The 21,414-nt window shown below is 41.9% G+C and carries 22 protein-coding genes; 1 reads left to right on the plus strand and 21 read right to left on the minus strand.

Annotated features, from left to right (window positions below):
* Positions 1-57: 57 nt before the first annotated feature.
* The 6 genes from CVD28_RS21425 to mtnN all read right to left on the minus strand — a co-directional run bounded on the left by CVD28_RS21425 (position 58) and on the right by mtnN (position 5,383).
* Positions 58-1,854 carry a M3 family oligoendopeptidase gene (locus CVD28_RS21425; protein ID WP_101596388.1) on the minus strand — a complete coding sequence of 599 codons (1,797 nt, stop codon included), beginning with the start codon at positions 1,852-1,854 and terminating at the stop codon, positions 58-60.
* A 165-nt stretch (positions 1,855-2,019) separates the two neighbouring features.
* Positions 2,020-2,733, minus strand: a complete 714-nt coding sequence (sigK, locus tag CVD28_RS21430; RefSeq protein ID WP_101596392.1) for an RNA polymerase sporulation sigma factor SigK — start codon at positions 2,731-2,733, stop codon at positions 2,020-2,022.
* A 700-nt stretch (positions 2,734-3,433) separates the two neighbouring features.
* Positions 3,434-3,577: a YrzI family small protein gene (locus tag CVD28_RS21435; protein WP_101596394.1), complete on the minus strand. Its 144-nt coding sequence runs from the start codon at positions 3,575-3,577 to the stop codon at positions 3,434-3,436.
* A 106-nt stretch (positions 3,578-3,683) separates the two neighbouring features.
* Positions 3,684-3,827: a YrzI family small protein gene (locus CVD28_RS21440; RefSeq protein ID WP_101596397.1), complete on the minus strand. Its 144-nt coding sequence runs from the start codon at positions 3,825-3,827 to the stop codon at positions 3,684-3,686.
* A gap of 429 nt (positions 3,828-4,256) precedes the next feature.
* A complete protein-coding gene (locus CVD28_RS21445; protein ID WP_257985950.1) occupies positions 4,257-4,514 on the minus strand; it encodes a YrhC family protein in 258 nt (85 codons plus the stop codon).
* A 173-nt stretch (positions 4,515-4,687) separates the two neighbouring features.
* Complete coding sequence (mtnN, locus tag CVD28_RS21450) at positions 4,688-5,383, minus strand: 5'-methylthioadenosine/S-adenosylhomocysteine nucleosidase (protein ID WP_101596400.1); 696 nt, start codon at positions 5,381-5,383, stop codon at positions 4,688-4,690.
* Positions 5,384-5,720: 337 nt separating this feature from the next.
* Here mtnN and CVD28_RS21455 point away from each other — a divergent pair, with 337 nt between their 5' ends.
* On the plus strand, positions 5,721-5,927 hold the full coding sequence (locus tag CVD28_RS21455) for a YrzA family protein (RefSeq protein ID WP_101596402.1): 207 nt from the start codon (positions 5,721-5,723) through the stop codon (positions 5,925-5,927).
* A gap of 97 nt (positions 5,928-6,024) precedes the next feature.
* Here the strand turns inward: CVD28_RS21455 and CVD28_RS21460 are convergent, their stop codons facing one another.
* The 15 genes from CVD28_RS21460 to CVD28_RS21530 all read right to left on the minus strand — a co-directional run bounded on the left by CVD28_RS21460 (position 6,025) and on the right by CVD28_RS21530 (position 21,141).
* On the minus strand, positions 6,025-6,741 hold the full coding sequence (locus CVD28_RS21460) for a DUF1510 family protein (RefSeq protein ID WP_101596404.1): 717 nt from the start codon (positions 6,739-6,741) through the stop codon (positions 6,025-6,027).
* Between the two features lie 115 nt (positions 6,742-6,856).
* Positions 6,857-8,614: a peptidoglycan D,D-transpeptidase FtsI family protein gene (locus CVD28_RS21465; RefSeq protein WP_101596407.1), complete on the minus strand. Its 1,758-nt coding sequence runs from the start codon at positions 8,612-8,614 to the stop codon at positions 6,857-6,859.
* Positions 8,615-8,735: 121 nt separating this feature from the next.
* Entirely contained in the window at positions 8,736-9,212 is a 477-nt protein-coding gene (gene greA / locus CVD28_RS21470; protein WP_101596409.1) for a transcription elongation factor GreA, read from the minus strand.
* A gap of 307 nt (positions 9,213-9,519) precedes the next feature.
* Entirely contained in the window at positions 9,520-10,155 is a 636-nt protein-coding gene (gene udk / locus CVD28_RS21475) for a uridine kinase (RefSeq protein WP_101596411.1), read from the minus strand.
* A gap of 1 nt (position 10,156) precedes the next feature.
* The gene (locus CVD28_RS21480; protein ID WP_101596413.1) at positions 10,157-11,425 is read right to left on the minus strand and encodes a peptidase U32 family protein; all 1,269 of its coding nucleotides are present in this window, start codon (positions 11,423-11,425) and stop codon (positions 10,157-10,159) included.
* Between the two features lie 23 nt (positions 11,426-11,448).
* On the minus strand, positions 11,449-12,378 hold the full coding sequence (locus CVD28_RS21485; protein WP_101596415.1) for a peptidase U32 family protein: 930 nt from the start codon (positions 12,376-12,378) through the stop codon (positions 11,449-11,451).
* Positions 12,378-13,028, minus strand: coding sequence for an O-methyltransferase (locus CVD28_RS21490; protein ID WP_180954266.1), 651 nt, complete (start codon positions 13,026-13,028; stop codon positions 12,378-12,380). Before CVD28_RS21490 ends, CVD28_RS21485 begins: the two co-directional genes overlap by 1 nt.
* 314 nt (positions 13,029-13,342) lie before the next feature.
* Positions 13,343-14,473, minus strand: coding sequence for an endolytic transglycosylase MltG (gene mltG, locus CVD28_RS21495; RefSeq protein WP_101596418.1), 1,131 nt, complete (start codon positions 14,471-14,473; stop codon positions 13,343-13,345).
* A 396-nt stretch (positions 14,474-14,869) separates the two neighbouring features.
* Positions 14,870-15,163, minus strand: a complete 294-nt coding sequence (locus tag CVD28_RS21500) for a DUF1292 domain-containing protein (protein WP_101596420.1) — start codon at positions 15,161-15,163, stop codon at positions 14,870-14,872.
* A 12-nt stretch (positions 15,164-15,175) separates the two neighbouring features.
* Positions 15,176-15,598, minus strand: coding sequence for a Holliday junction resolvase RuvX (gene ruvX, locus CVD28_RS21505; RefSeq protein WP_101596423.1), 423 nt, complete (start codon positions 15,596-15,598; stop codon positions 15,176-15,178).
* Positions 15,598-15,867, minus strand: coding sequence for an IreB family regulatory phosphoprotein (locus CVD28_RS21510; protein ID WP_101596426.1), 270 nt, complete (start codon positions 15,865-15,867; stop codon positions 15,598-15,600). Before CVD28_RS21510 ends, ruvX begins: the two co-directional genes overlap by 1 nt.
* An 81-nt stretch (positions 15,868-15,948) precedes the next feature.
* Positions 15,949-18,585 carry an alanine--tRNA ligase gene (gene alaS, locus CVD28_RS21515; protein WP_101596428.1) on the minus strand — a complete coding sequence of 879 codons (2,637 nt, stop codon included), beginning with the start codon at positions 18,583-18,585 and terminating at the stop codon, positions 15,949-15,951.
* A gap of 476 nt (positions 18,586-19,061) precedes the next feature.
* Entirely contained in the window at positions 19,062-20,147 is a 1,086-nt protein-coding gene (locus tag CVD28_RS21520; RefSeq protein ID WP_101596432.1) for an AI-2E family transporter, read from the minus strand.
* Between the two features lie 320 nt (positions 20,148-20,467).
* On the minus strand, positions 20,468-20,662 hold the full coding sequence (locus CVD28_RS21525; protein ID WP_101596434.1) for a hypothetical protein: 195 nt from the start codon (positions 20,660-20,662) through the stop codon (positions 20,468-20,470).
* 11 nt (positions 20,663-20,673) lie between these two features.
* Complete coding sequence (locus tag CVD28_RS21530) at positions 20,674-21,141, minus strand: PRC-barrel domain-containing protein (protein WP_180954267.1); 468 nt, start codon at positions 21,139-21,141, stop codon at positions 20,674-20,676.
* Between the last annotated feature and the right edge of the window lie 273 nt (positions 21,142-21,414).

Raw genomic sequence — 21,414 nt, forward strand, 5'->3', positions numbered from 1 at the left:
TCTGACTGTTTGTTTTTTTATTAATACGGGAGTTTCTCCTAATTGCCAAGGCTTTTTTTATGCTTTTCTTGAATGTGATTCAGTCAGCTTTAAAAATTCTTCAATATCGGTTATACATGCCCCAATAGCTTTTTCCCAGAATCCTTTTGTTGTCAAATCAACGTTCAAATGCTTCTTTGCAAGATTCTCAACAGTCATTGAACCCGTATCCTGGAGCAGGGCCATATATTTTTTTTCAAACCCTTCTCCTTCTTCCAGTGCCTGGGCGTAAATACCAAGAGAGAAAAGGAAGCCAAATGTGTAAGGAAAATTATAAAACGGCACACCGGTAATATAGAAATGAAGCTTAGAAGCCCAAAAATGCGGATGATATTCAGCAAGCGCATCCCCATAGGCCTCCTGCTGTGCCTTCTCCATAAGATCATTTAGGCGGGAAGCACTGACCACTCCTTTTTTTCGCTCTTCATAAAAACGGGTTTCAAATAAGAAACGTGCATGAATATTCATTAACAATGCAACCGTTCTCTGAATTTTATCCTCAAGCAAAGCAAGTTTTTCCGCCTCGGTTCCTGCTTCTTTCACTGCAGCATCAGCGACAATCATCTCAGCAAAAGTTGAAGCAGTTTCTGCCACATTCATTGCATATGCCCGGTTAAGCTGATGAGTATCCTTCAGTGCAAAGGAATGGAAGGCGTGTCCGAGTTCATGTGCAAGAGTGGAAACATTGGAAGGCGTGCCGGAATAGGTCATAAAAATCCGGGACTGGCCACTTTCAGGAAAGGATGTACAAAAACCGCCCGGCCGCTTATTGGGACGATCCTCCGCTTCAATCCATTTATCCTCAAATGCCTTTTGGGCGAACTGGGATAATTGACTGCCGAACCTGGAAAATTGTTTTACGATAAATTCCGCACCCTGCTGGTAGGGCATTATGTTGGAAGAACCTGACTCCAGAATAGGGGCATCGAGGTCATACCAGCTTAATTTTTCAACTCCCAGCAGCTCTGCCTTTCGATTAAGAAACTTTATCAGAGGCTCCTTGCTTTCTGCAATCGCTCCCCACATACTATCGAGAGTTTCTTTTTTCATTCGGTTAATTTCAAGAGGTTCTTTTAGGACATCACTCCAGCCTCTTTTGCTATAAACACTTAACCGGAAACCGGCTAAATGATTTAACGTGTTAGCCAGTAATTCGCCTTTTTCTCCCCACGCATTTTCCCATTCCTTAAATACAGTTTTTCTTGTGCTGCGATCAGGATCCGAGAACTTATTGGCGGCTTGGCCAACTGATAAATGGCTGCCTTCAAACGGTATATGTATACTGCTAACGATCGTATCATACAATTGGCTCCAGCCATGGTAGCCGTCAATAGCCAGCTGGTTTATCAAAGATTCTTCCTCGACAGAAAGCTTCTCCATTGCCCTGTCGCGTCTTTCATTTAAGATAAATTTCAATTCACGCAGAGACTCTTCTTTTATGGTCTCCTGGAAAAACTCTTCATCCAACATAACAAGCTTTTGGTCTAGCTTTGTAAGCGCTGTCTGGAAGGCGGCACTTAATTTCGTAATCTGGGCACGCAATTCATGCGCCTTTGCATCCTTTGTATTTTGAGCTTCCAAGCAGCTTACATAAGCTCCGGCCTGCCGCATTTTCCGCCCTGTTTGTGAAAAAAGTTCAGCAATATTTCCTAAGAGGTGTTTATCCTTCTCATCCGATTTAACCTTCCAATCAGACACATACTTATCAAAGTTAAAGATATCCTGTTCTAGATCTTTAATATATTCAAGGAACGCTGCGGATGAGCTTCCGCCCTCAAAGAATATATCTAAATCCCAAGTTAATGAATATGCCATTCTCGTTTCCCCCTTACCCAATCTCCTTTTATTATATTTCTTTTTCCAATAATTTTCTATTTTCACGAAACATATGAAGTTTTATGCTGAGCAGAAATTCCAAAAAAACACAAAAAAGGCGATTCTTCTGCATGAACCGCCCCCAGTTATGTGTCCGAAAAAGCTCTATCCGCGTTTTTTTTCCTTTTCCGCCCGATAAAACTCATGAAACATCTTCATTAGTGCCCGCTTTTCAATCCGGGATACATAGCTCCGTGATATCCCTAACTCCTTTGCTATTTCCCGCTGGGTCTTTTCCTTCTTTAAATCCAGCCCAAACCTGCCTACAATAACTTCCTTTTCCCTTTCGTCGAGTACATCGATATATTGCTTTACCTTTTCTATCTCCATATTCAGCTGTATCGTATCAATAACATCTTCCGATTCGGATTTAAGAACATCAATTAAGCTGATTTCATTCCCCTCTTTATCCTGGCCAATTGGATCATGAAGGGAAACATCCTTTTTTGTTTTTTTGGTAGCCCGGAGATGCATGAGCACTTCATTCTCTATACAGCGAGCAGCGTACGTTGCAAGCTTTGTTCCTTTTCCCTCTGAATAGCTTTCAATCGCTTTTATGAGCCCGATTGTTCCAATTGAAATCAGATCTTCCGTGTCTTCCCCAGTGTTCTCAAATTTTTTGACGATGTGAGCTACGAGACGAAGGTTATGCTCAATTAGCATGTTACGAGCATGTGCATCTCCTTCGGCCATCAGCTGAAGGTATTTTCGTTCTTCCTTTGCGGATAATGGTTGAGGAAAGGCATTGTTCTTTACGTATGAGACTAATACATAAAGCTCTTTAACCAAATATCCTATTGCGGTTAAGATGTCCGGCATTTTTCCACCCCCGCTTTTTCTGGACGTTAGCCTATACTTAATACCTATGCAGGCGGAGGGAGGTTAGTGTCTGTACACCTTAATTTTATGGTTTTTAATGATCTGCTTAGTTTCCTGAAATTAAATGAATTTATTTTAGTTTTGGAAAATCCCATCAGCAATATTTCATGACTAGATATAAGAATTGGATATATTGGCAATATGAAAAAAAACCTTGTCAACCATTTAGGGACAAGGTTTGTTCTCTATTTATAGTAACCGCTGTAAATTGCATGCACAGGCCGCATTACCTTCAGTTTAAAAGGCTGAATCAAGCTGGTATACCCGGCAATATTACTAGAAAAGAATTATTCTTCGACGCTTACTTCAGATCCAATGACAATCCCGATGGTTGCAGTCAGTACTAACGCGATAACGATTGTAAACATGGACGACACTCCTTTACGCATCTGGTAATATTAGAATACCATGTCTACATTCAGTAAATAGCATGAGGTTATGAACATTTTTTAGATAAAGAATGACAAAAATGTGAACTCGCTTTACTTACATATTCTGCTCCCTGGGAGGGACTTTTCTTCGCTGATGCTGCATTTCACAGGGCCGTTAGCCGGTATCCTTCAAATCCCATATTCCGCACTTACCATTATTAAGCAATTTCAACATTTTAACCTCCACCTTTCTTAACCGGCCATTTTAATTAGTTTAAAAAACTTCTGTGCTGTATTGCACGATCCATGTATTCTTCACGTATTTTTTTGATTTGCTGCTGATGCATGTACTCCTCAGCTGTCATTTGCGTGAATTTAATTGTAATTGTAAAAAATAACATATTTAGTGTCATAAATTTCACCTCCATTGTGCTACTGTCTATGCGTTGTACTTAAATCCAGTGTTTTGTTCTTTTGTCATACTGACAAAGCCACCTTTTTCGTATAGACATTTATCCTTTACACTATAAAAGTTTCTTGTGCTGATGGGCGCAATCTATATTCTTCGCGGAGCTTTTCGATTTGTTCTTGATGGTTGAAATCTTCAAGTGTCATTTCCTTACGATTGAATGTAATAGAAAAAAAGAGCATATTCAATGTCATACTATCACCTCCTCTTCATTTTGCAGACCCTTTTAGGCACAAAAAGGCCGCAGGAGTTATCCCCCGCGGCCAAGACATAGAAAGGCCGCAGGAGAAACACGATTCTTCCTGCGGCCGTAATATATTTGTCTGCAATTCATTTAATAATTGGATTAAAAAGAATCTGCACCAAACAGGTCGAATTTGTGTACTTTCTCAATATTAAATTGTAAAGGCATCTTACATGCGGTTGCATTAGTATTGATCATTTCCTTCGACCTCCCTTGCAGAATTTTTCTTACATGGTAAGTATATCCAAACACCTGCACTTTGTAAACCATTGTTTTGCCTATTCTATTCGACAAATTTTGCAAAACAGCAAAAAACCCTGACACAGCGTGCGCCAGGGTTCTAAAAATCGCTCTCGTTAATTAAGCGGATAATTCTGAATTATATTGTATCCTCTTCCTCAGTTTGAGACCGGAGTTTTTTATACTTGAGTGACAGGGAAAAGAATTTGGCTGAGACAAGAAGCATCAGGCAGGTCGCCCCCATCATTACATACGTATCAAGTAAAGTTTTTCCTTCCTGGGGAATTACTGATCCCAGATAGAAAAACACTCCTACGAAAAGGAGGCAAAAACCAAACCTTTTATAATCTGTTTCCTTTGCCAGCATATGAGATACAACCGTTCTGCTGTTTTTCAAGCTCTCCACCTGCTTTCAATGAAACTATTACTATAGTAATGTAACATAGAAGCAAGAGCAGAGTCTCAGGAAACCGCTGGGAACGAATCTGTCTTAGCGGGATGCCTGAGGTTATTCCATGTAGTTGCACAATATTAGTTGGACCTGGGATTTTTTCTGCAGTTCACTCGATATTACTTCAAGCGGTCTATCATTTTTAAAACAAGTTCTGTCGAATTAATTGCTGCAGTTTCCAAAAACTTCTCAAATGAAATATCTGATTCTTTTCCAGCTATATCAGAAAGAGCCCGGATAATAACGAACGGCACATTAAATTGATGCGCTACCTGGGCAACGGCCGCTGCCTCCATTTCAACTGCATAAAGATCCGTAAATTTATCCTGAATAGCCTCCACTCTCTTTGGGTCATTCATAAAGGAATCTCCAGTGGCAATCAAACCTTTTACTACCTGAATGCCCTGCATTTCTTCTATAGCCTGTTCTGCAGCATCCACAAGCTTTAGATCCGCAATGAATGCAGGCGGAAGCTGGGGAACCTGGCCATATTCATAGCCAAACGCCGTAACATCCACATCATGATGGCGTACTTCTGTAGAAATAACAACATCACCCACATTAAGCGACGGAGAAAATCCGCCCGCCGAACCAGTATTGATTACCATGTCTGGCTGAAATCTTTCCAGCAGCACTGCTGTTGACATAGCCGCATTAACCTTGCCAATTCCAGATTTTAACAATACCACCTCAACCCCATTTAAAGTTCCGGAGTTGAACTCACAGCCCGCAATCATAACCTTCTCAACGTTCTCCATCTTATTTCGCAAAATGGTAACTTCTTCTTCCATTGCCCCTATTATCGCTAGTTTCATCCGTTTAACCTCTTTCATCTCACTATAGTTTTGGCTTCCATCACCCAGCAATTCATTTACTGCATTTAGATGCAGATTATTGCCAATCTTTATTGCGTTTGGAATGCCTGCTTCTCCAACAGTAATTCACTTGCCTGTTAATACACAATTTGACATTCGTATATTATATCAGTAAAAACTATTTTACCATCCTTTTTCATAAGCTTTCCATATAGAATTGCAGCTCTCTTTTTTTCATTGTCTGTCATTTGATAAAAAGCATACATTCCATTGCTGAAAAAAGCCTTTTTTTGATAACATAATAGGAAAAATACCTGTACATTATGGGGGAAGTAAAATGAATTTTCAATTTGATATTATCCAGGACAAAATCGAGTTTTTTGAAGCGGAAAGCCTGGAGAAGCTTGAACAGAAGATCCAGGGCCAAATAGATGTAAATAAAGCAATCCTGCTCGAGGTGCAGTCAGTTTCCCATCAAATGTATGTTTCCGAGGATGGAAGAAGGTTTTACTCGGCAGTGGTTCATTTTAAAGCAAAGAAATAAGATTGCTTGCGCCCTTGGAATAGGAAGAACGGCTAAAAAAGTAAGTCGTTAAACATAAAGATCGCTTGGGAAGATAAATTCCCAAGCGATCTTTCCATCATTGCTTATCATTTTTCTTTAGTTCCTGAACCTTGACCGGCTTCCAGCCTTGTCCGTCCACCCATTGAATGTGAACCCGATAGGTGACGCTATTATCCTTGGGGGACACAGTTCCTGTGGCGGTATTTGGGGAGCCGCCGTTGCCCAGAAACCATAATGTCATGTTCCCAGGGTCAAGGCCTGCACCGTATGCCACAGCGCGCTCCATTTCCTGCCAGTCAGCTGATCCTTTCTCAAAGGTGGCAGCTGGGTGTTCACCCTCCTGAGTCGTGCCAACAGGCTCCCACGCTTCATTTGAATAACTTTTGTCAACATTTGGATCATTGTTTTCTTCGTGTTCAATAATTTCTCCAGACGGTTCACCGTTTTCAGTTCCTTCGGTGTCTTCTCCATCTGTTTCTTCGCCTTCCGTATCATCTGAGGAGGCCGCTGGATCTTCTTCTGTCACACTTTCTTCCTCACTTGAACTATCATCTGTATTCTCTTGTTCAGAAGAAGTGCTTTCATCGGTTTTATTAGCAGTTTGATTTTTAGTCTCTTTTTCCGAAGCTGTTTTATTTGCAGTGTTTACAGCCACTGAATCATCCTTACCCAGGAAGATGGTTGCCCCGACAATTATAATTAATAAAATAACAGTTGCAATTAAAATATTATAGAGCCTATTTACTTTTCTCTGTTTTCCTTTATGATCAATTCGCGATCTAGAACTCGCCATTCTCTATATTCCCCTCCAAACGGCTGCAGTGAGGGCAGCCTTAATAATCCCCCTTATTTTAACACGTTCTTTTTTTAGATTGAAGCAATAACAGCCTTCAATTCCACTGTTCAGGCTAATCAGGGACCGGAGAACTAGTTTCAATTCTATGGATTTCCTCCACCATTTCTTTAAATAGCGATATAACACCTGCTTCTTGGTCATTTGAATCCAGCTTAACTGTGACAAGCGCATACTTGGGATTTTTAAAAGGAAAATAGCCGGCAAACCATTTATTCAGTTCACGTTTATCAATACCAGTCTGTGCTGTTCCAGACTTTCCGGCAACCTCATATGGCAGCTGGCTTAGGGAGGCACCAGTCCCTTTCCCCTCTGTTACTACACGCCGGAGCAGAGACTGCAGCTTCATTGCCGTATATGGTGATATCCTTTCTCCTTCTAGTCCCTTAGGAGGAAAATCTATAGCAGTTGTTCCATTGTTAAAGCTAACCTTCCTAACCGCACTTACCATCCTTTTTTCCCCGCCCCTTGCTATTGTCGCCATCATGTTGGCAACAGCAAGAGGCGTAACCTGCACATCCTGCTGGCCAATGGCAGAATGGGCCGCTATTTTTTTATCTTTTTTAACTGCTTCATCATTCCAGACTCTTCCCAGTTCTTCTTTATCAAGCTGTTTAAAGTCCGAGTGATACATTTCACCCTGCCATCCTGTTTGGCCGATCAATCCGAGTTTGCTGCCATAGCTTTGAAGAAAATCCGGATCGATATCTGTCAGTTCCTTTGCCAGGTCTCCAAAAGTCCTGTTGCAGCTTTGTGCAAAGCTGTCCTCAAAATCAAGCGTTCCGAGCTTTTTCTTTGGTTCACTCTTGCCATCGATCGTTTGATCACAATTAAATCTCCGACCCGGCGGGACAAGTCCATGTTCGATGGCAGCCGCAGCTGTTACCGTTTTAAAGACAGATCCTGGGGTATCCTGCATTAGCATTCTGTTTTTTGAACTTGAATTTTCATTAGGATTGCTCTGGTTGATTTTTGGGCGGGAAACCATCGCTGCTATTTCACTTTTTTCTATATCAATTAAGACCAAACCGCCCTTCTTAATACCGTGAAGGTCTGTCAATTTTTCAGCCGCTGCCTGAATATCGCGATTCAGCGTTGTTATTACCTTAACAGGATACATCGGATTGGCTGGTTCAACATACTTTACATCCACACCGAATAAGGGGCCGCCGGTTCCATCCACGTGGAATACAAGTTTTGAATCTCCTTCTGATAGCAGGAATTCATCAAATGTATGCTGCAGGCCCGTTATTCCAATGTATGTGTCGGGAGAGAGTTCCCTTTCCGGATAGTTTTTGGCTTTCAGTTCATCTGACCGGGTGAGAGTGCCGATTAAATGCTCAGCCATTGTTCCGTCGTACTCCAATTTCTGTTTTACTGCGAACACTCCTGGAATTTTTAAATCATTAATAGCCCGGCTTTGCTCTTCAGTTAATTCAAGCGGAATTTTCCCGCCGAATGCAAACGGCTCCTTCGCGGTTTGCAGTTCGTTTAAAAGCTTATATGCGGGTATTTGAATAATATTGGCCACCTTTTCTGCAGGCCACGCCATTTTATTAAGAAACGGAAATAATACCAGAACAGGAATTACTTCATGGAGAATGGGATTCCCGTTTTTGTCGTAAAAGTCTCCCCTGCCGTCATCTATTTTCATTACCTGTGTCCGCTGCTTTACACTGGATTCAATTAAGTTCACCTTGTGCCCTGAAAAGGACTCCGTACTCACTAATTGGATTTGCACCAGCCTGCCCGTCAATAACATCAGAATCAAAATAAGCAGAACAGCAAGCGATTTCATTCTCTTCTGGATCATAAAAAAACACCTCGTTAACAGTGTCGACGAGGTGCAGGATTTTAAAACCCTTTGTATTAATACTATAAAAATAAAACCGTTTAGTTAAGGCTTTTCATTGAAAAAACATTTTACAAATAAATCAGCTGATGGATGTAATGCGAACTTTCATTTCTCCGCCAGGTGTTACTACCGTTACTTCATCTCCAACACTTTTCCCCATTAGACTGCGGGCGATTGGTGAATCGTTTGAGATTTTGCCTTCGAAAGGATCAGCCTCCGCGCTTCCCACGATTGAATAAGTTTCTTCATCACCGTTCGGCAGCTCAATAAACGTTACCTTTTTTCCAAGCGATACTGAATCGGAATTCATATCATCTTCTGAAATGATTTTTGCGTTGCGGATCATATTTTCTAGAGTTGTAATACGCCCCTCGACAAATGCCTGCTCTTCCTTTGCAGAATCATATTCAGAGTTCTCGGATAAATCTCCGAAGCTTCGTGCAATTTTAATACGCTCTACCACTTCTTTACGTTTAACGCTTTTTAAATGCTCCAGTTCCTGTTCAAGCTTTTGTTTGCCTTCTTGAGTCATCGGAAATACTTTTTCGATTGCCAAAACCCTTCACTCCTTCAAAGTCCTTCACTTCCGCGTTTCCCTGGAAGTGATATATTATGTAGATTACATTCGTTTTCACAGGTGAATAGATAAGTGCGCGTCCTTATGGAAAGGGCGCGCATTCTTCTCATTACGAAAAATAAATTCTATCCCCGGATAATAACCGGACTGGATTTGCACCGGTCTTTAAATAGTCTTTCAAATAGAGTATGTCCTTTTTCCGGATTTGTCCAGTCTTTCTGTAAAATATTACGGGAATTGTTAACGAAATGTAAATGCTTTCATACTCATTATCTATGCAATAGTATTATAAAAATGACTTTTGTTCAAGAATTGTTTGTATTTTTGTAACCATCAGGTCGATAGCTACATGGTTATGGCCACCTTCAGGAATAATAATGTCTGCATATCGCTTTGTTGGCTCTATGAATTGATTATGCATTGGCCGAACCACACTTAGATATTGATCAATAACTGAATCAAGCGTACGCTCACGTTCTTTAATGTCACGCTGCAGCCTGCGGATAATCCGTATGTCAGCGTCAGTATCTACGAAAAGTTTGATATCCATCAGGTTACGGAGCTGCTCATCCTCCAAAATCAGGATACCTTCCAGGATAATGACATCCTTAGGTTCGACATGGACCACTTTGTCCGAGCGCGTATGAAGGGCATAATCATAGACCGGCTTCTCAATTGGCTGACAATTAAGCAATTGATTGACGTGTTCAATAAGCAGGTGATTGTCAAATGCAAGCGGATGGTCATAATTTGTCTTCAGCCGTTCTTCAAATGGCAGAGAGCTCTGGTCTTTATAATAAAAGTCCTGTTCCAACATGAGGATGGAATGACCTTTGAACCTTTCATAAATAGCTCGCGTTACACTCGTCTTTCCAGAACCGGATCCGCCTGCTACACCGATAACGACGGGCTTATTCTTCATGTCAGTTCTCCTTTCGCATCATGTTGTGAGGAAATACCGGTCTATCTGCCTTAAGGCGGACAATTTGCAGAGGATGACGTGCTGCATCCAGCTCATTTCCTTTATCGTCCCACACTTTATCGACGATTTGGGTGAAGTTTTCAATTTCCGGACCAAAGAATTCAATTTCATCACCTGGCTTAAAGAAATTGCGCTGCTGCAGGGTTACCATGCGGGTTTCCTCATCATAACCAAGAACAAGTCCTGCGAAGTCGAAGGTTGTCTTTGTGCTATGGTTCCCAAACATCTGCTGCTTATACCCGGGTGTGCCTTCAAAGAAAGCAGAAGCGGCTTCTCTATTCGCACACTTTTCAAGCTCATCCAGCCACTCCTGCCTGATAGCAAAATTGTCTGGATCAGCGCAATAGGCATCAATCACTTTTCTGTACACACTGACTACTGTGGCAATATAGTGAATGGATTTCATTCGGCCTTCAATTTTCAGGCTATCTATACCAAGTTCAATCATTCTTGGAATTGATTCAATCAGTTTTAGGTCCTTAGGGCTCATAGCGAATGGAGCATCAGTTTCAGCAAACAGCGGGTTTTCACCATTTTCTCCAAGCTCATATAAATCATAATCCCAGCGGCAAGACTGGCAGCAGCCGCCACGGTTAGAGTCGCGGGCTGTCATATGATTGGATAATGTACAGCGGCCTGAATAGGCAATGCACATTGCACCATGAATAAAGGTTTCAATTTCGATATCAACCTTTTCTTTCATTTCCCGGATTTCCTCGGCTCCAGTTTCACGGGCAAGAACAACCCGGTCCAGGCCCTCTTCCTTCCAGTATTGAACTGCTTTCCAGTTAGAAAGAGACTGCTGGGTGCTTAAATGAACCTCAACCTTCGGAGCTACCCGGCGGCATGTTTCAATAATTAGCGGGTCAGCAACAATGATGCCTGTTACTCCAGCATCCTGAAGGCCCATTAAATATTCTTCGAGCCCATCCATATTTTCATTGTGGGCATATATATTTGTAGTAACGTAGATTTTTGCTCCATATTTTTTGGCAAACTCCACGCCTTCCTTCATTTCTTCCAGAGTGAAGTTACCGGCATTTGAACGCAGACCAAACTCCTGACCGCCGATATAGACAGCGTCAGCTCCATAGTGCACTGCGATTTTCAATTTTTCAAGATTCCCTGCTGGTGCTAAAAGCTCGGGTTTTTTTACAATTACACGCTTGCCGTCAACAACTTGAGAATTTTTATTAGCAATAGCTTCCAAGGCTATTCCTCCTTATTTTGCGTTTAGTATACAGTTTCTTTAAAGAAGAAACCTGTATCTAAAGAGCGGTTTTCAGGCTGGATTTCTGCTATTTTTTCTAGCAGCTCGTCCTTAATATTGTCATATTGGTTAGGATCACAGGCGCAAAGGTCAATTGCCTTCCTGTATAATTTAGTAACGTCATTGATATATTCAGGAGTCTTTAATACCCCGTCAATTTTAAAGGAGTCGATACCGGCTTCTATCATTTCCTGAAGCTCATCAATGATGCAGATATCATTTGGGCTCATGATGTGAGTCCCGTTTTCATCTTCAAAAATCGGATATTTATTGCTCCGTTCCTTATCGTGCAGGAACATGCTGGTTTGCTGCTTGCGGTTTTCAATCTCCATTGCTTTCCCTTGGTATTCGAAGTAATGGCCGAGGAGTGGACGTTTTGATTGGAACATGCAAGTCATGCCCTGAACCTGAACTTCAATTTGCACCTCTGCATTTTCCTTCATTTCTATTACTTCATCCATGCTTAATTCCCGGGCGGCAACTGCACGGACTGCACCTCGTTTGCCCCAGTAATTACAGGTAAACCAATTGGTAACAGTTGTTTCAGTGTTCCAGTGGAGCGGCATATCAGGTGCAGCGGCACGAACTGCCATTAAAACAGCCGGGTCGCCAAAAATGATCGCATCTGCTTTTATATCACTAAGAAAAGCTACATACTCTTCAAGCTCGTCTAATTTATCATTATGAAAGATAGCATTCATGGCTACATATACTTTTTTGCCATGCTGATGGGCAATTTCCAATGTTTTTTTGATAGCTTCCCTGCTGAATTCTCCAGCAAGCCGAAGGCCGTAGCGCTGTTCACCGACTACAAAAGCATCAGCACCTGATTCAATAAGCGGCAGGATATCTTCTACACTTGTTGGCGTGACAAGCAACTCAGGTTTTTTCATTATTGTTCACCTCTTCGTTTACTGATGGCAACACCATCGCCAATTGGCAATATGGCGGTGTCATACTTTGGATGGCTGATTAGCCACTTATTGAATTCATTTATTTTTCGAACAAGACTGCGAATCCGCCTTGGTTCAATTTTTTCTATATCCTGGGCAACTAGCCCTTTAAAAAGAACATTGTCTACAATAATTACCCCGGATGGCTGCAAATAAGGCTCATACAGTTCAAAGAATCGCTTATACTGGCCCTTTGCTGCATCGATGAAAATCGCATCAAACGGTCCATATTCCCCTGCAGCTTCTACAGTTTCAAGGGCATCACCTTCTAGAAGCGTAATGCGTTCTTTGGATTCTAACCTGGCAAAATACTGTTTGGCAAGCTCGATTCGTTCTTCATCACGTTCAATTGTTACGATTTTTGCCTCTGGCAGGGCATCAGCCATCCTCAGGGCGGAATAGCCAATTGCTGCACCAACCTCAAGAATAGATTTAGGCTGATGAAGCCTGAGAAGCTGCAATAGTGCTTCCATTCCAATTGGTTCCATAATCGGGACACCATTTTCCTTCGCATACTCTTCCATTTCGGAAAAAAACGAGTTGCGTGAATAGAGCAATTTCTCTAGATATCCATCCATTTCGTTAATCATAATCTTCCTCCTGAAGAGATTTTTTGCTAGAAAGGTGCAGCCCCTGATATGAGAGTTTTTCATTCAAGAAAAGCGAGCGCCCTGTTAGAGGAAGAATGGCTAAGGTCGCCATGTACTGGGCGCTGGAGCTAGACATCTGTGCTTGTTATTAAAATTATACTTCCTTATCTGGCAAGAAAAAACTCGGCAGGCGCCGAGTTATAACTTCATACCAAGAATAAATGCAACATTTCGTTTAGTGTCCTATTTTTGCACTTTGACTATTTTACCATAAAAACAGGGAGAAAGTGAACTTTTCTCCCAAGGAAATGCATTTAATTTTGGCTTGTAATATACCGTGCTTTCTCTCGATTATGCTGATCTAGCGTTTTTGTAAAAATCACATCACCAGTTGATGTGGCCAGGAAATATAAAAAGTCCGTTTGAGCAGGTTTCAGTGCAGCTTCAATAGATATGACTCCGGCATTGGCAATCGGCCCTGGCGGCAATCCTTCATTCGTATAGGTGTTATAAGGAGACTCCGTCTTTAAATCCTTAGTATACACCTTTGCTTTATGCTCACCTTTTGCATATAATACCGTAGGATCTGTCTGGAGCTTCATTCCAATTTTTATGCGGTTATAAAAGACAGAAGCGATTTTGTCTCTATCCACTTTCTCTGTAGCCTCTTCCTCAACCAAAGACGCAAATGTCAGGAGCTTATGAGGTGTAAGTTTTTTAGCTGCCATATCCTGTTGATATTGACTAAGCACCTTGTCGGTTTTTGCTAGCATTTCAGTTACTATTTTTTCAATTCCCGGCTTTTCCTCATAAAACGAGAAAGTCGCTGGGAATAAATAGCCTTCAAGAGGATATCTGATATTTGCATTGTAAATTTCATCCGTTAGAAGTTCAGGGTATAGATCCTGCATCTTTTTTATAAAAGCTTTGTCATTTAGCGTTTTAAATACCTGATCTTGACTTTGGCCCGTTTTTTCCGCAATGATTCCTGCAATTTGCTGTAGCTGCTTGCCCTCTGGCAGCGTAATTTTCACAGCAACCTCCTGCATGATCTTTCCCGTTTTAATGCTGTTTACTATCTGGCCAATAGTCATTGAAGGAGAAAGCTCATATGTACCCGCCTGGAATCCAGCCTCGTTACGGAATTTAATATAATATTTGAATACTTTCTCATCCTTGATAATTTTTTCATCTTTAAGGATTGATGCTATACCGCCTACGGAGGAACCAATCGGAATCTCGACTTTCCTGATCTTTTTATCTTCCGGATTGTATGGCTGAAGTGCTGACTTTACATAAAAATAACCGCCCAATGCCAACCCTCCCGCAATCAGGACAATTACCAGCGTTGTAATCAACAGGATTTTCCTGATCACTTTGGCGTCTTTTTGGCGCTCAAGCAGTTTTTCCCTCAAAATTTCCTTTTTCGATTGCTTTTCACTCATATTCCCTATTCTACCCCCTTCATGCCCAATTCATATGGCATGAATTCAACCTTATAATTAAACCAGTCTTTATTGACCTGCCATTTATGGATGGACCCATATTCCGAGTCATTATACTAAGAATAACAAAAAAAAACACAAATATCGAACAATAAATACATAATTCTTCATAACAAAGGCGAAACCACTCGGAGTCTCCGATGTACAAATTAATCCTGCATTATTCAGCATCTGTAAACCAGCAACATTGATAAGGTACGAGGAAAGGTTAATTTTCGTGAAAAAATAGCTGCTGGGCACTGCGGCTAAAAAAGAACAGGAAAGACCCTTCTAACGTTCTTATCATTTCATGCAAAACAAAAACAGCCTCCCGTGGGAGACTGCTCTTTACATGATTTATTGATCGTCTTCTTCTTCTTCATTATCAAGATAAGTGTTCAGCATTTCCTCGATCATATCCCATTCTTCTTCGGTTTCGATCGGTGAAAGTTCACCATCCTGGTTATCTTCGCTTGGCACGAAAGAGGATGCGTGGATTTCAATTTCTTCGTCATCATCATCTGAAGAAATAGGATAGTATAGCACGTATGATTTATTGAACTTATCTGAGTCAAATGTGAAAAGGACCTCACATAACTGTTCGTTTCCATTCTCATCTACGATTGTGATATTGTTTTCACCGTGTTCCATTTCAGTCACCTCTTAAGATTTAGTTTGGCTGTCCAAGTATCCTTGAAGGATCATGACAGCAGCCATTTTATCAATTACCTTTTTCCTTTTTCCCCGGCTCATATCAGCTTCAAGCAGAACACGTTCTGCAGCCATTGTTGTCAGCCTTTCATCCCAAAGGATAACGGGGAGCTTGTACTTTGTTTCCAGCTTCTTGGCGAATGTCTGGCTTATCTCTGCCCGCGGACCAAGAGTGCCATTCATATTCTTCGGCAGGCCCAAAACGATTTTGGAAACATCATGTTCATTTATGATTTTCCCCAGACGGTCAAACCCAAATTCATTTTTTGCTTCATCAATTTTAATCGTCTCTATGCCCTGTGCGGTCCAGCCCATCGCGTCGCTTACTGCGACGCCGATTGTTTTTGATCCTAAATCAAGTCCCATTGTCCGCATTAACGATCCTCGCGGCGGTGCTTTAAATACGATTTGACTAATTCCTCAATAATTTCATCCCGCTCCAGTTTGCGGATAATATTTCTCGCGTCATGGTGTCTGGGAATATAAGCAGGGTCCCCGGAAAGCAAATAGCCGACTATTTGATTAATTGGATTATATCCTTTTTCCTGAAGTGCCTGGTAGACCTGAAAAAGGACATCTTCCACATCTCTTTCAAACGGCTCTTCGGAAAAGTTGAACTGCATTGTTTTATCAAAGGAACTCATATGTGCACCTCTTTTCTCTCATTCACTTAAAAAGTGAACGGATTCCAATTATTACACTTATTGTACATCATTTCTTTTAGATTATGAAATGGATTTAATCCATTCTTCGACAAATCCGATCGCAGCATCCAATTTCTCTGGATCTTTTCCGCCTGCCTGAGCCATGTCCGGACGTCCGCCGCCGCCTCCGCCGCAGCGAGCTGCCACTTCTTTAATAAGCTTTCCTGCATGGTAGCCCTGATCGATATAATCCTTCGTTACTGCTGCAATTAAATTTACTTTTTCTCCCTGGACTGAACCTAACAGGATGACAGCAGAACCAAGCTTTTGTTTTAAATCGTCCGCCATGCTGCGAAGGCTGTTCATATCTGCAGCTTGTACTTTTGCTGCCAGGACTTTTACACCATCTATTTCCTTGGCGTTATTGACAAGTCCTGATGCTTCAATATTGTTAAGCTTTGCAGATAGGGATTCGTTTTCGCGCTGCAATTCTTTCATGTCAGTAAGGATAGCTTCCACTCTTTCCGGCAGATCTTTTGGATTTGCCTTCAGTTTGGCAGCAGCCTCTTTGAGAATACTGATTTGATCAGTAAGCTGCTTGTAAGCAGCTGCTCCCGTTACAGCTTCAATTCGGCGAGTTCCTGCTCCAATACCAGCTTCAGACACAATTTTGAATAAGCCAATCACTGCTGTGTTTGGAACATGGCAGCCGCCGCAAAGTTCAAGGCTGTAGTCGCCCACCTGAACGACTCTTACGATTTCACCATATTTTTCGCCAAACAATGCCATGGCACCCATCGCTTTTGCTTCAGCGATTTTTTTGTTTTCGATGTTTACTCCAATGCTTTGCCAGATCTTTTCATTAACGATTGCTTCAATTTTTTCAAGTTCGTCCGGCTTAACTTGCCCAAAGTGAGAGAAGTCAAAGCGCAGGCGGTCAGGTGCGACCTGTGATCCAGCCTGGTTTACGTGTTCTCCGAGTACATCCTTTAAAGCTTGATGCAGCAAGTGTGTAGCTGTATGGTTTTTAATGATTTGGCTTCTTGAGTCATTATCGACGATAGCAACTACCGTAGCGTTTTGCTTAAGAGTCCCAGCTTCAACCGTTACCCTGTGAAGGTTTTGTCCGTTAGGAGCTTTTTGGACATCCTTTACGGATACCTTTACATCTTCGCTTACCATAATTCCTTTGTCGGCTACCTGGCCGCCGCTCTCTGCATAGAATGGAGTTTCGCTCAGGATAACCTGTACTTCTTCACCCTCGGCTGCTTCATCAGCTAACTCTCCATTTTTTATAATGGCAGCTATTGTCCCTTTTGCTTCCAGAACGTCATATCCAACAAACTTGCTTTCTGCCTTTACATCTCCAAGGACACCGCCCTGAATCTGCATGGAGTCCACATCCTGGCGGGCAGCACGGGCGCGTTCCCGCTGAGCTTCCATTTCACGTTCAAAGCCTTCATGATCTACGTTCATAGCTTCTTCTTCCGCATATTCCTCAGTTAATTCAACCGGGAAGCCGTACGTATCATATAATCTAAAAACATCTGCTCCTTGGATAGTGCTGCTGCCCTTTTCCTTTTCCTTGCGGATAACTTCAGCAAGAATGGAAAGGCCATCATTTAGTGTTTCATGGAAACGTTCTTCTTCATTTTTCACTACTTTTGCTATGAATTCAGCTTTTTCACGCACTTCCGGATAAAATTCATGCATGATTTCACCGACAACTGGCACAAGTTCAAACATAAACGGGCGGTTGATACCGATATGCTTAGCGTATCTTACAGCCCGGCGAAGCAGACGGCGAAGCACATAGCCACGGCCTTCATTGGACGGAAGAGCTCCGTCTCCTACCGCAAAGGTGACTGTACGGATATGGTCGGCAATAACTTTAAAAGCTGTATCGTTCTCTTTATCTTCACGATATGCCATGCCTGCAATTTGTTCTGTAGCTGCAATGATAGGCATAAATAAATCTGTATCAAAGTTTGTAGGAACTTCCTGAATGACTGAAGCCATTCGCTCAAGGCCCATACCTGTATCAATGTTCTTCTTTGGCAGCGGAGTATAAGAGCCATCCGGATTATGGTTAAATTGTGAAAAAACAAGGTTCCATACTTCAAGGTACCGTTCGTTTTCTCCTCCTGGAAATAGCTCCGGATCATTCGGATCGTCACCAAACTCAGGTCCGCGGTCATAGAAAATTTCAGTATTAGGTCCGCTTGGCCCTTCACCTATATCCCAGAAATTCTCTTTCAGGCGGATGATTCTTTCAGATGGAATACCGATCTTTTTATTCCACAATTCAAATGCCTCATCATCCTCAGGATGAATGGTTACCGATAATTTTTCCGGATCAAAACCAATCCACTTTTCATCAGTCAGGAATTCCCATGCCCAAGTAATGGCTTCTTCCTTAAAATATTCCCCAATAGAAAAATTCCCAAGCATTTCAAAAAAAGTATGGTGACGCGCAGTCTTTCCGACATTTTCAATATCGTTTGTGCGGATGGCCTTCTGTGCGTTTGTAATCCGCGGATTTTGCGGAATAACACGGCCGTCAAAATACTTCTTAAGTGTTGCAACACCTGAATTGATCCACAGCAATGATGGATCATCATGCGGTACAAGCGGTGCGCTTGGCTCAACTGTGTGGCCTTTTTCCTTAAAAAAGTCTAAATACATTTGGCGAATCTGTGAACCTGTTAGCTTTTTCATGTTAATCCTCCTTATTTTCCAGGCAATTCCCGTAGATTTACCGTTTTTGACCGCAAAAAATCCCCGTCCCAAAACAGGGACGAGGATATATCTCGCGGTACCACCCTGATTATGGGCATCAAAAACCTGACGATACCCATCACCTTAGCATAGCCTTAACGCGGCAAACGGCAGTGATTAGCTGCACTCTGGACTAGCTTTCCTCTGCCCTTCATCTGGAATTTCTTTCAGCCTCGGAAATTCCTCTCTAAATGTGCTTTCGCACCAAGATGGACTGCAGTGTACTCGTTCCTTCTGCGATTTGAGTATTGGAATCATTCTATGTAAAGGATTATATTCACAACATTAGCATTTGTCAATCATGATCGGTCGCTTTGTTTCGTGCGATGGGTCGCTGCGGGAAGCTAGGGCATCTTTACTTGTTAAAAAAGTTAACTTCCTTACCTAGGAAGGCAGCAAGCTTTCAAAAGCTGTCCTTATTCCTCCACTAAATCTTTTGGTGATTTTAGCTTCAGTAAGTGTATTCTGGAGTGAAGGAGCGCTGCCTTCATAATCGCCAAAAGCGGGACTGCAGCAATCATGCCGAAAACTCCTCCCACCTTTCCCCCAGTAAGAAGGGCAAACAAAATAAATAATGGATGCATATGCAAGCTCTTCCCGACAATCAATGGTGACAGAATGTTCCCCTCCAAAAATTGTAGCACCAATATGATAGCTACTACAACTAATACCATTTTAGGAGAGTAAGCTGCCGCGATTGCCGCGGCAGGAATGGCCCCGAAGAAAGGGCCAAAATATGGGATTACATTTGTTATTCCGATAATGATGCCCAGCAGCAATGGATATTTCATATTAAAAATCCAAAACAATAAAGAGGAAACTCCACCAATGATCACACATACGGTCAGCTGTCCCCGAATATATCCTCCAAGTGAAGCGTCAACATCCCTAATAAAGGCTTTACATTGATTTCTCCACGCTTGGGGTGTTAAATACCAAAACATCTTTTTTACCGCGTCGATATCTTTGAGAATATAAAAGGCGATTAATGGAATGAGCGCAAAGAAAATGAGAAAATCAAACACCTGCATTGCGTACAGAATTACATTCGAAAGCAGCCCATTAAGCCGTCTTTCAACCATGGCAATGCCCTCCTCCAGTATTTCATGGAGCCCGAACGGCCAGTGGGATGTTTGATGATCAAGTTTTCTGAGCCAGTCTCTATATTGCTCAGCAACTTTTGGAGCGCTTTCAGCAAGCTCACGGATTTGTTCAACTATTGCAGGTATTCCTTTGTATATGGCCAGGCCCAGTCCGCCAAAAAATAGGATATAAATAATAGCAATGGCCAGCCACCTCCTGACACCCTTTTCATGGAGGGCCTCTACAACAGGATGTAAAAGATACGATATAAAAGCGGCCGCAATGAAAGGGATCAAAACGGATAATAGGGTATTCAAGACAGGCAGCCAGAGCGGCTTAAGCTTCATAAAAATGTAGGCAACAATAAACAACAACAGCAAAAAACCAAGCCTGTAATACCATTTAAGCCTTACATCCACGATTTTCACCTCAAGCCATAGTGTTCGTGGATTACCGCTGTTTCATACTAAAAAGTTCAACGGCCTTGTACAGAGGAGGAATGGCTGTGGCTGGTTGATAGGTTCTTGGCTACAACATTCAATGCCGACTTGGTCATAAGCCAATTACTTCGGAAAGAAAAGTCCGCCTTTCTGTCAGCTCGTTTCCCGCTTGTTTAGAGACACACATGACGTGGGTCAGAACAGCATTTCCAGGTCTGAAGATAGATCCAACCTTACAATTTTTATTTCCTGATAATAAAAAAGCGCAGAACCCAGTGTCTGCACTTTTTTATGCTGAATCACATACTTAGCCTGCGATCTTGTTCATCAAATAAATCATCCAGGGAGCTTAAGGTTCCATCTTCTTCAACCTGATGTGTATGAATCACACCTTCTGAAGTGGATAGTTCAATAAAACAGTTCCAGCAATAAAATTGATTAACGCCGATTTTTCCGATATCCTTGCTTCGACAATTGGGACATACCATTAACATGAAAGGGCACCTCACTGATCATAGACAGTTATCACGACGGCATCCTTTCCGAAAATTGGCGGGCAAGTAGACTTAATTATCTTGGTCCCTTCCGATATATCAGCAAAAAAACCGTCTGACGCTTCATATGCTACGATTGTGCCCTTTTTTTCATCAAAATATACGTCATGCAGAAGGCCAAGTTCCTCACCTTGGCTGGAAAGCAGCATTTTTCCGGCTAGCGGCACATGGCTGTACATTGTATAACCGTTGAATCTGCTGTTCCTGTGAGCATTTTCGGCAATCATTACTTCATCCCGCCCAAAAATCAATACATCCTCCAGCGGCACAAAAAATGAGGACCGAAATAATGATGGCCGGCGAATAAGAAGCCCGATAATTGAACCGCTCTCATTAATGGCCAGGTCATGAACCTGCCCAAATTTCGTACCGTTTTCGGTATAAACAGAAACAGCCTTTAATAAAGAAAATGCTCTCAAAGTACACCCCGCCTTTAAATACATTTTTATTATTTGGCTTATCTTCTGAATTCATAACGAGTAACGATTTCCATCCAATCATAATTGTTTTCCAACGGAGTCAATGGGAAATAAAATAGGTAGTGTTCAATTCTTCCATAGAAGTTAGATAAACAGTAAAATCAAATAGGTAAATAATGCCGGTACATCAGCAACTGCCTGATGATAAAGTTTTGTTTTTTTACAAAAATCACTCATCTTCAATAAAAAGAAAGAGGAACGGCTATCGGATAA

The sequence above is a fragment of the Bacillus sp. M6-12 genome (assembly GCF_002860285.1).
Classification (GTDB): Bacteria; Bacillota; Bacilli; order Bacillales; family DSM-1321; genus Peribacillus.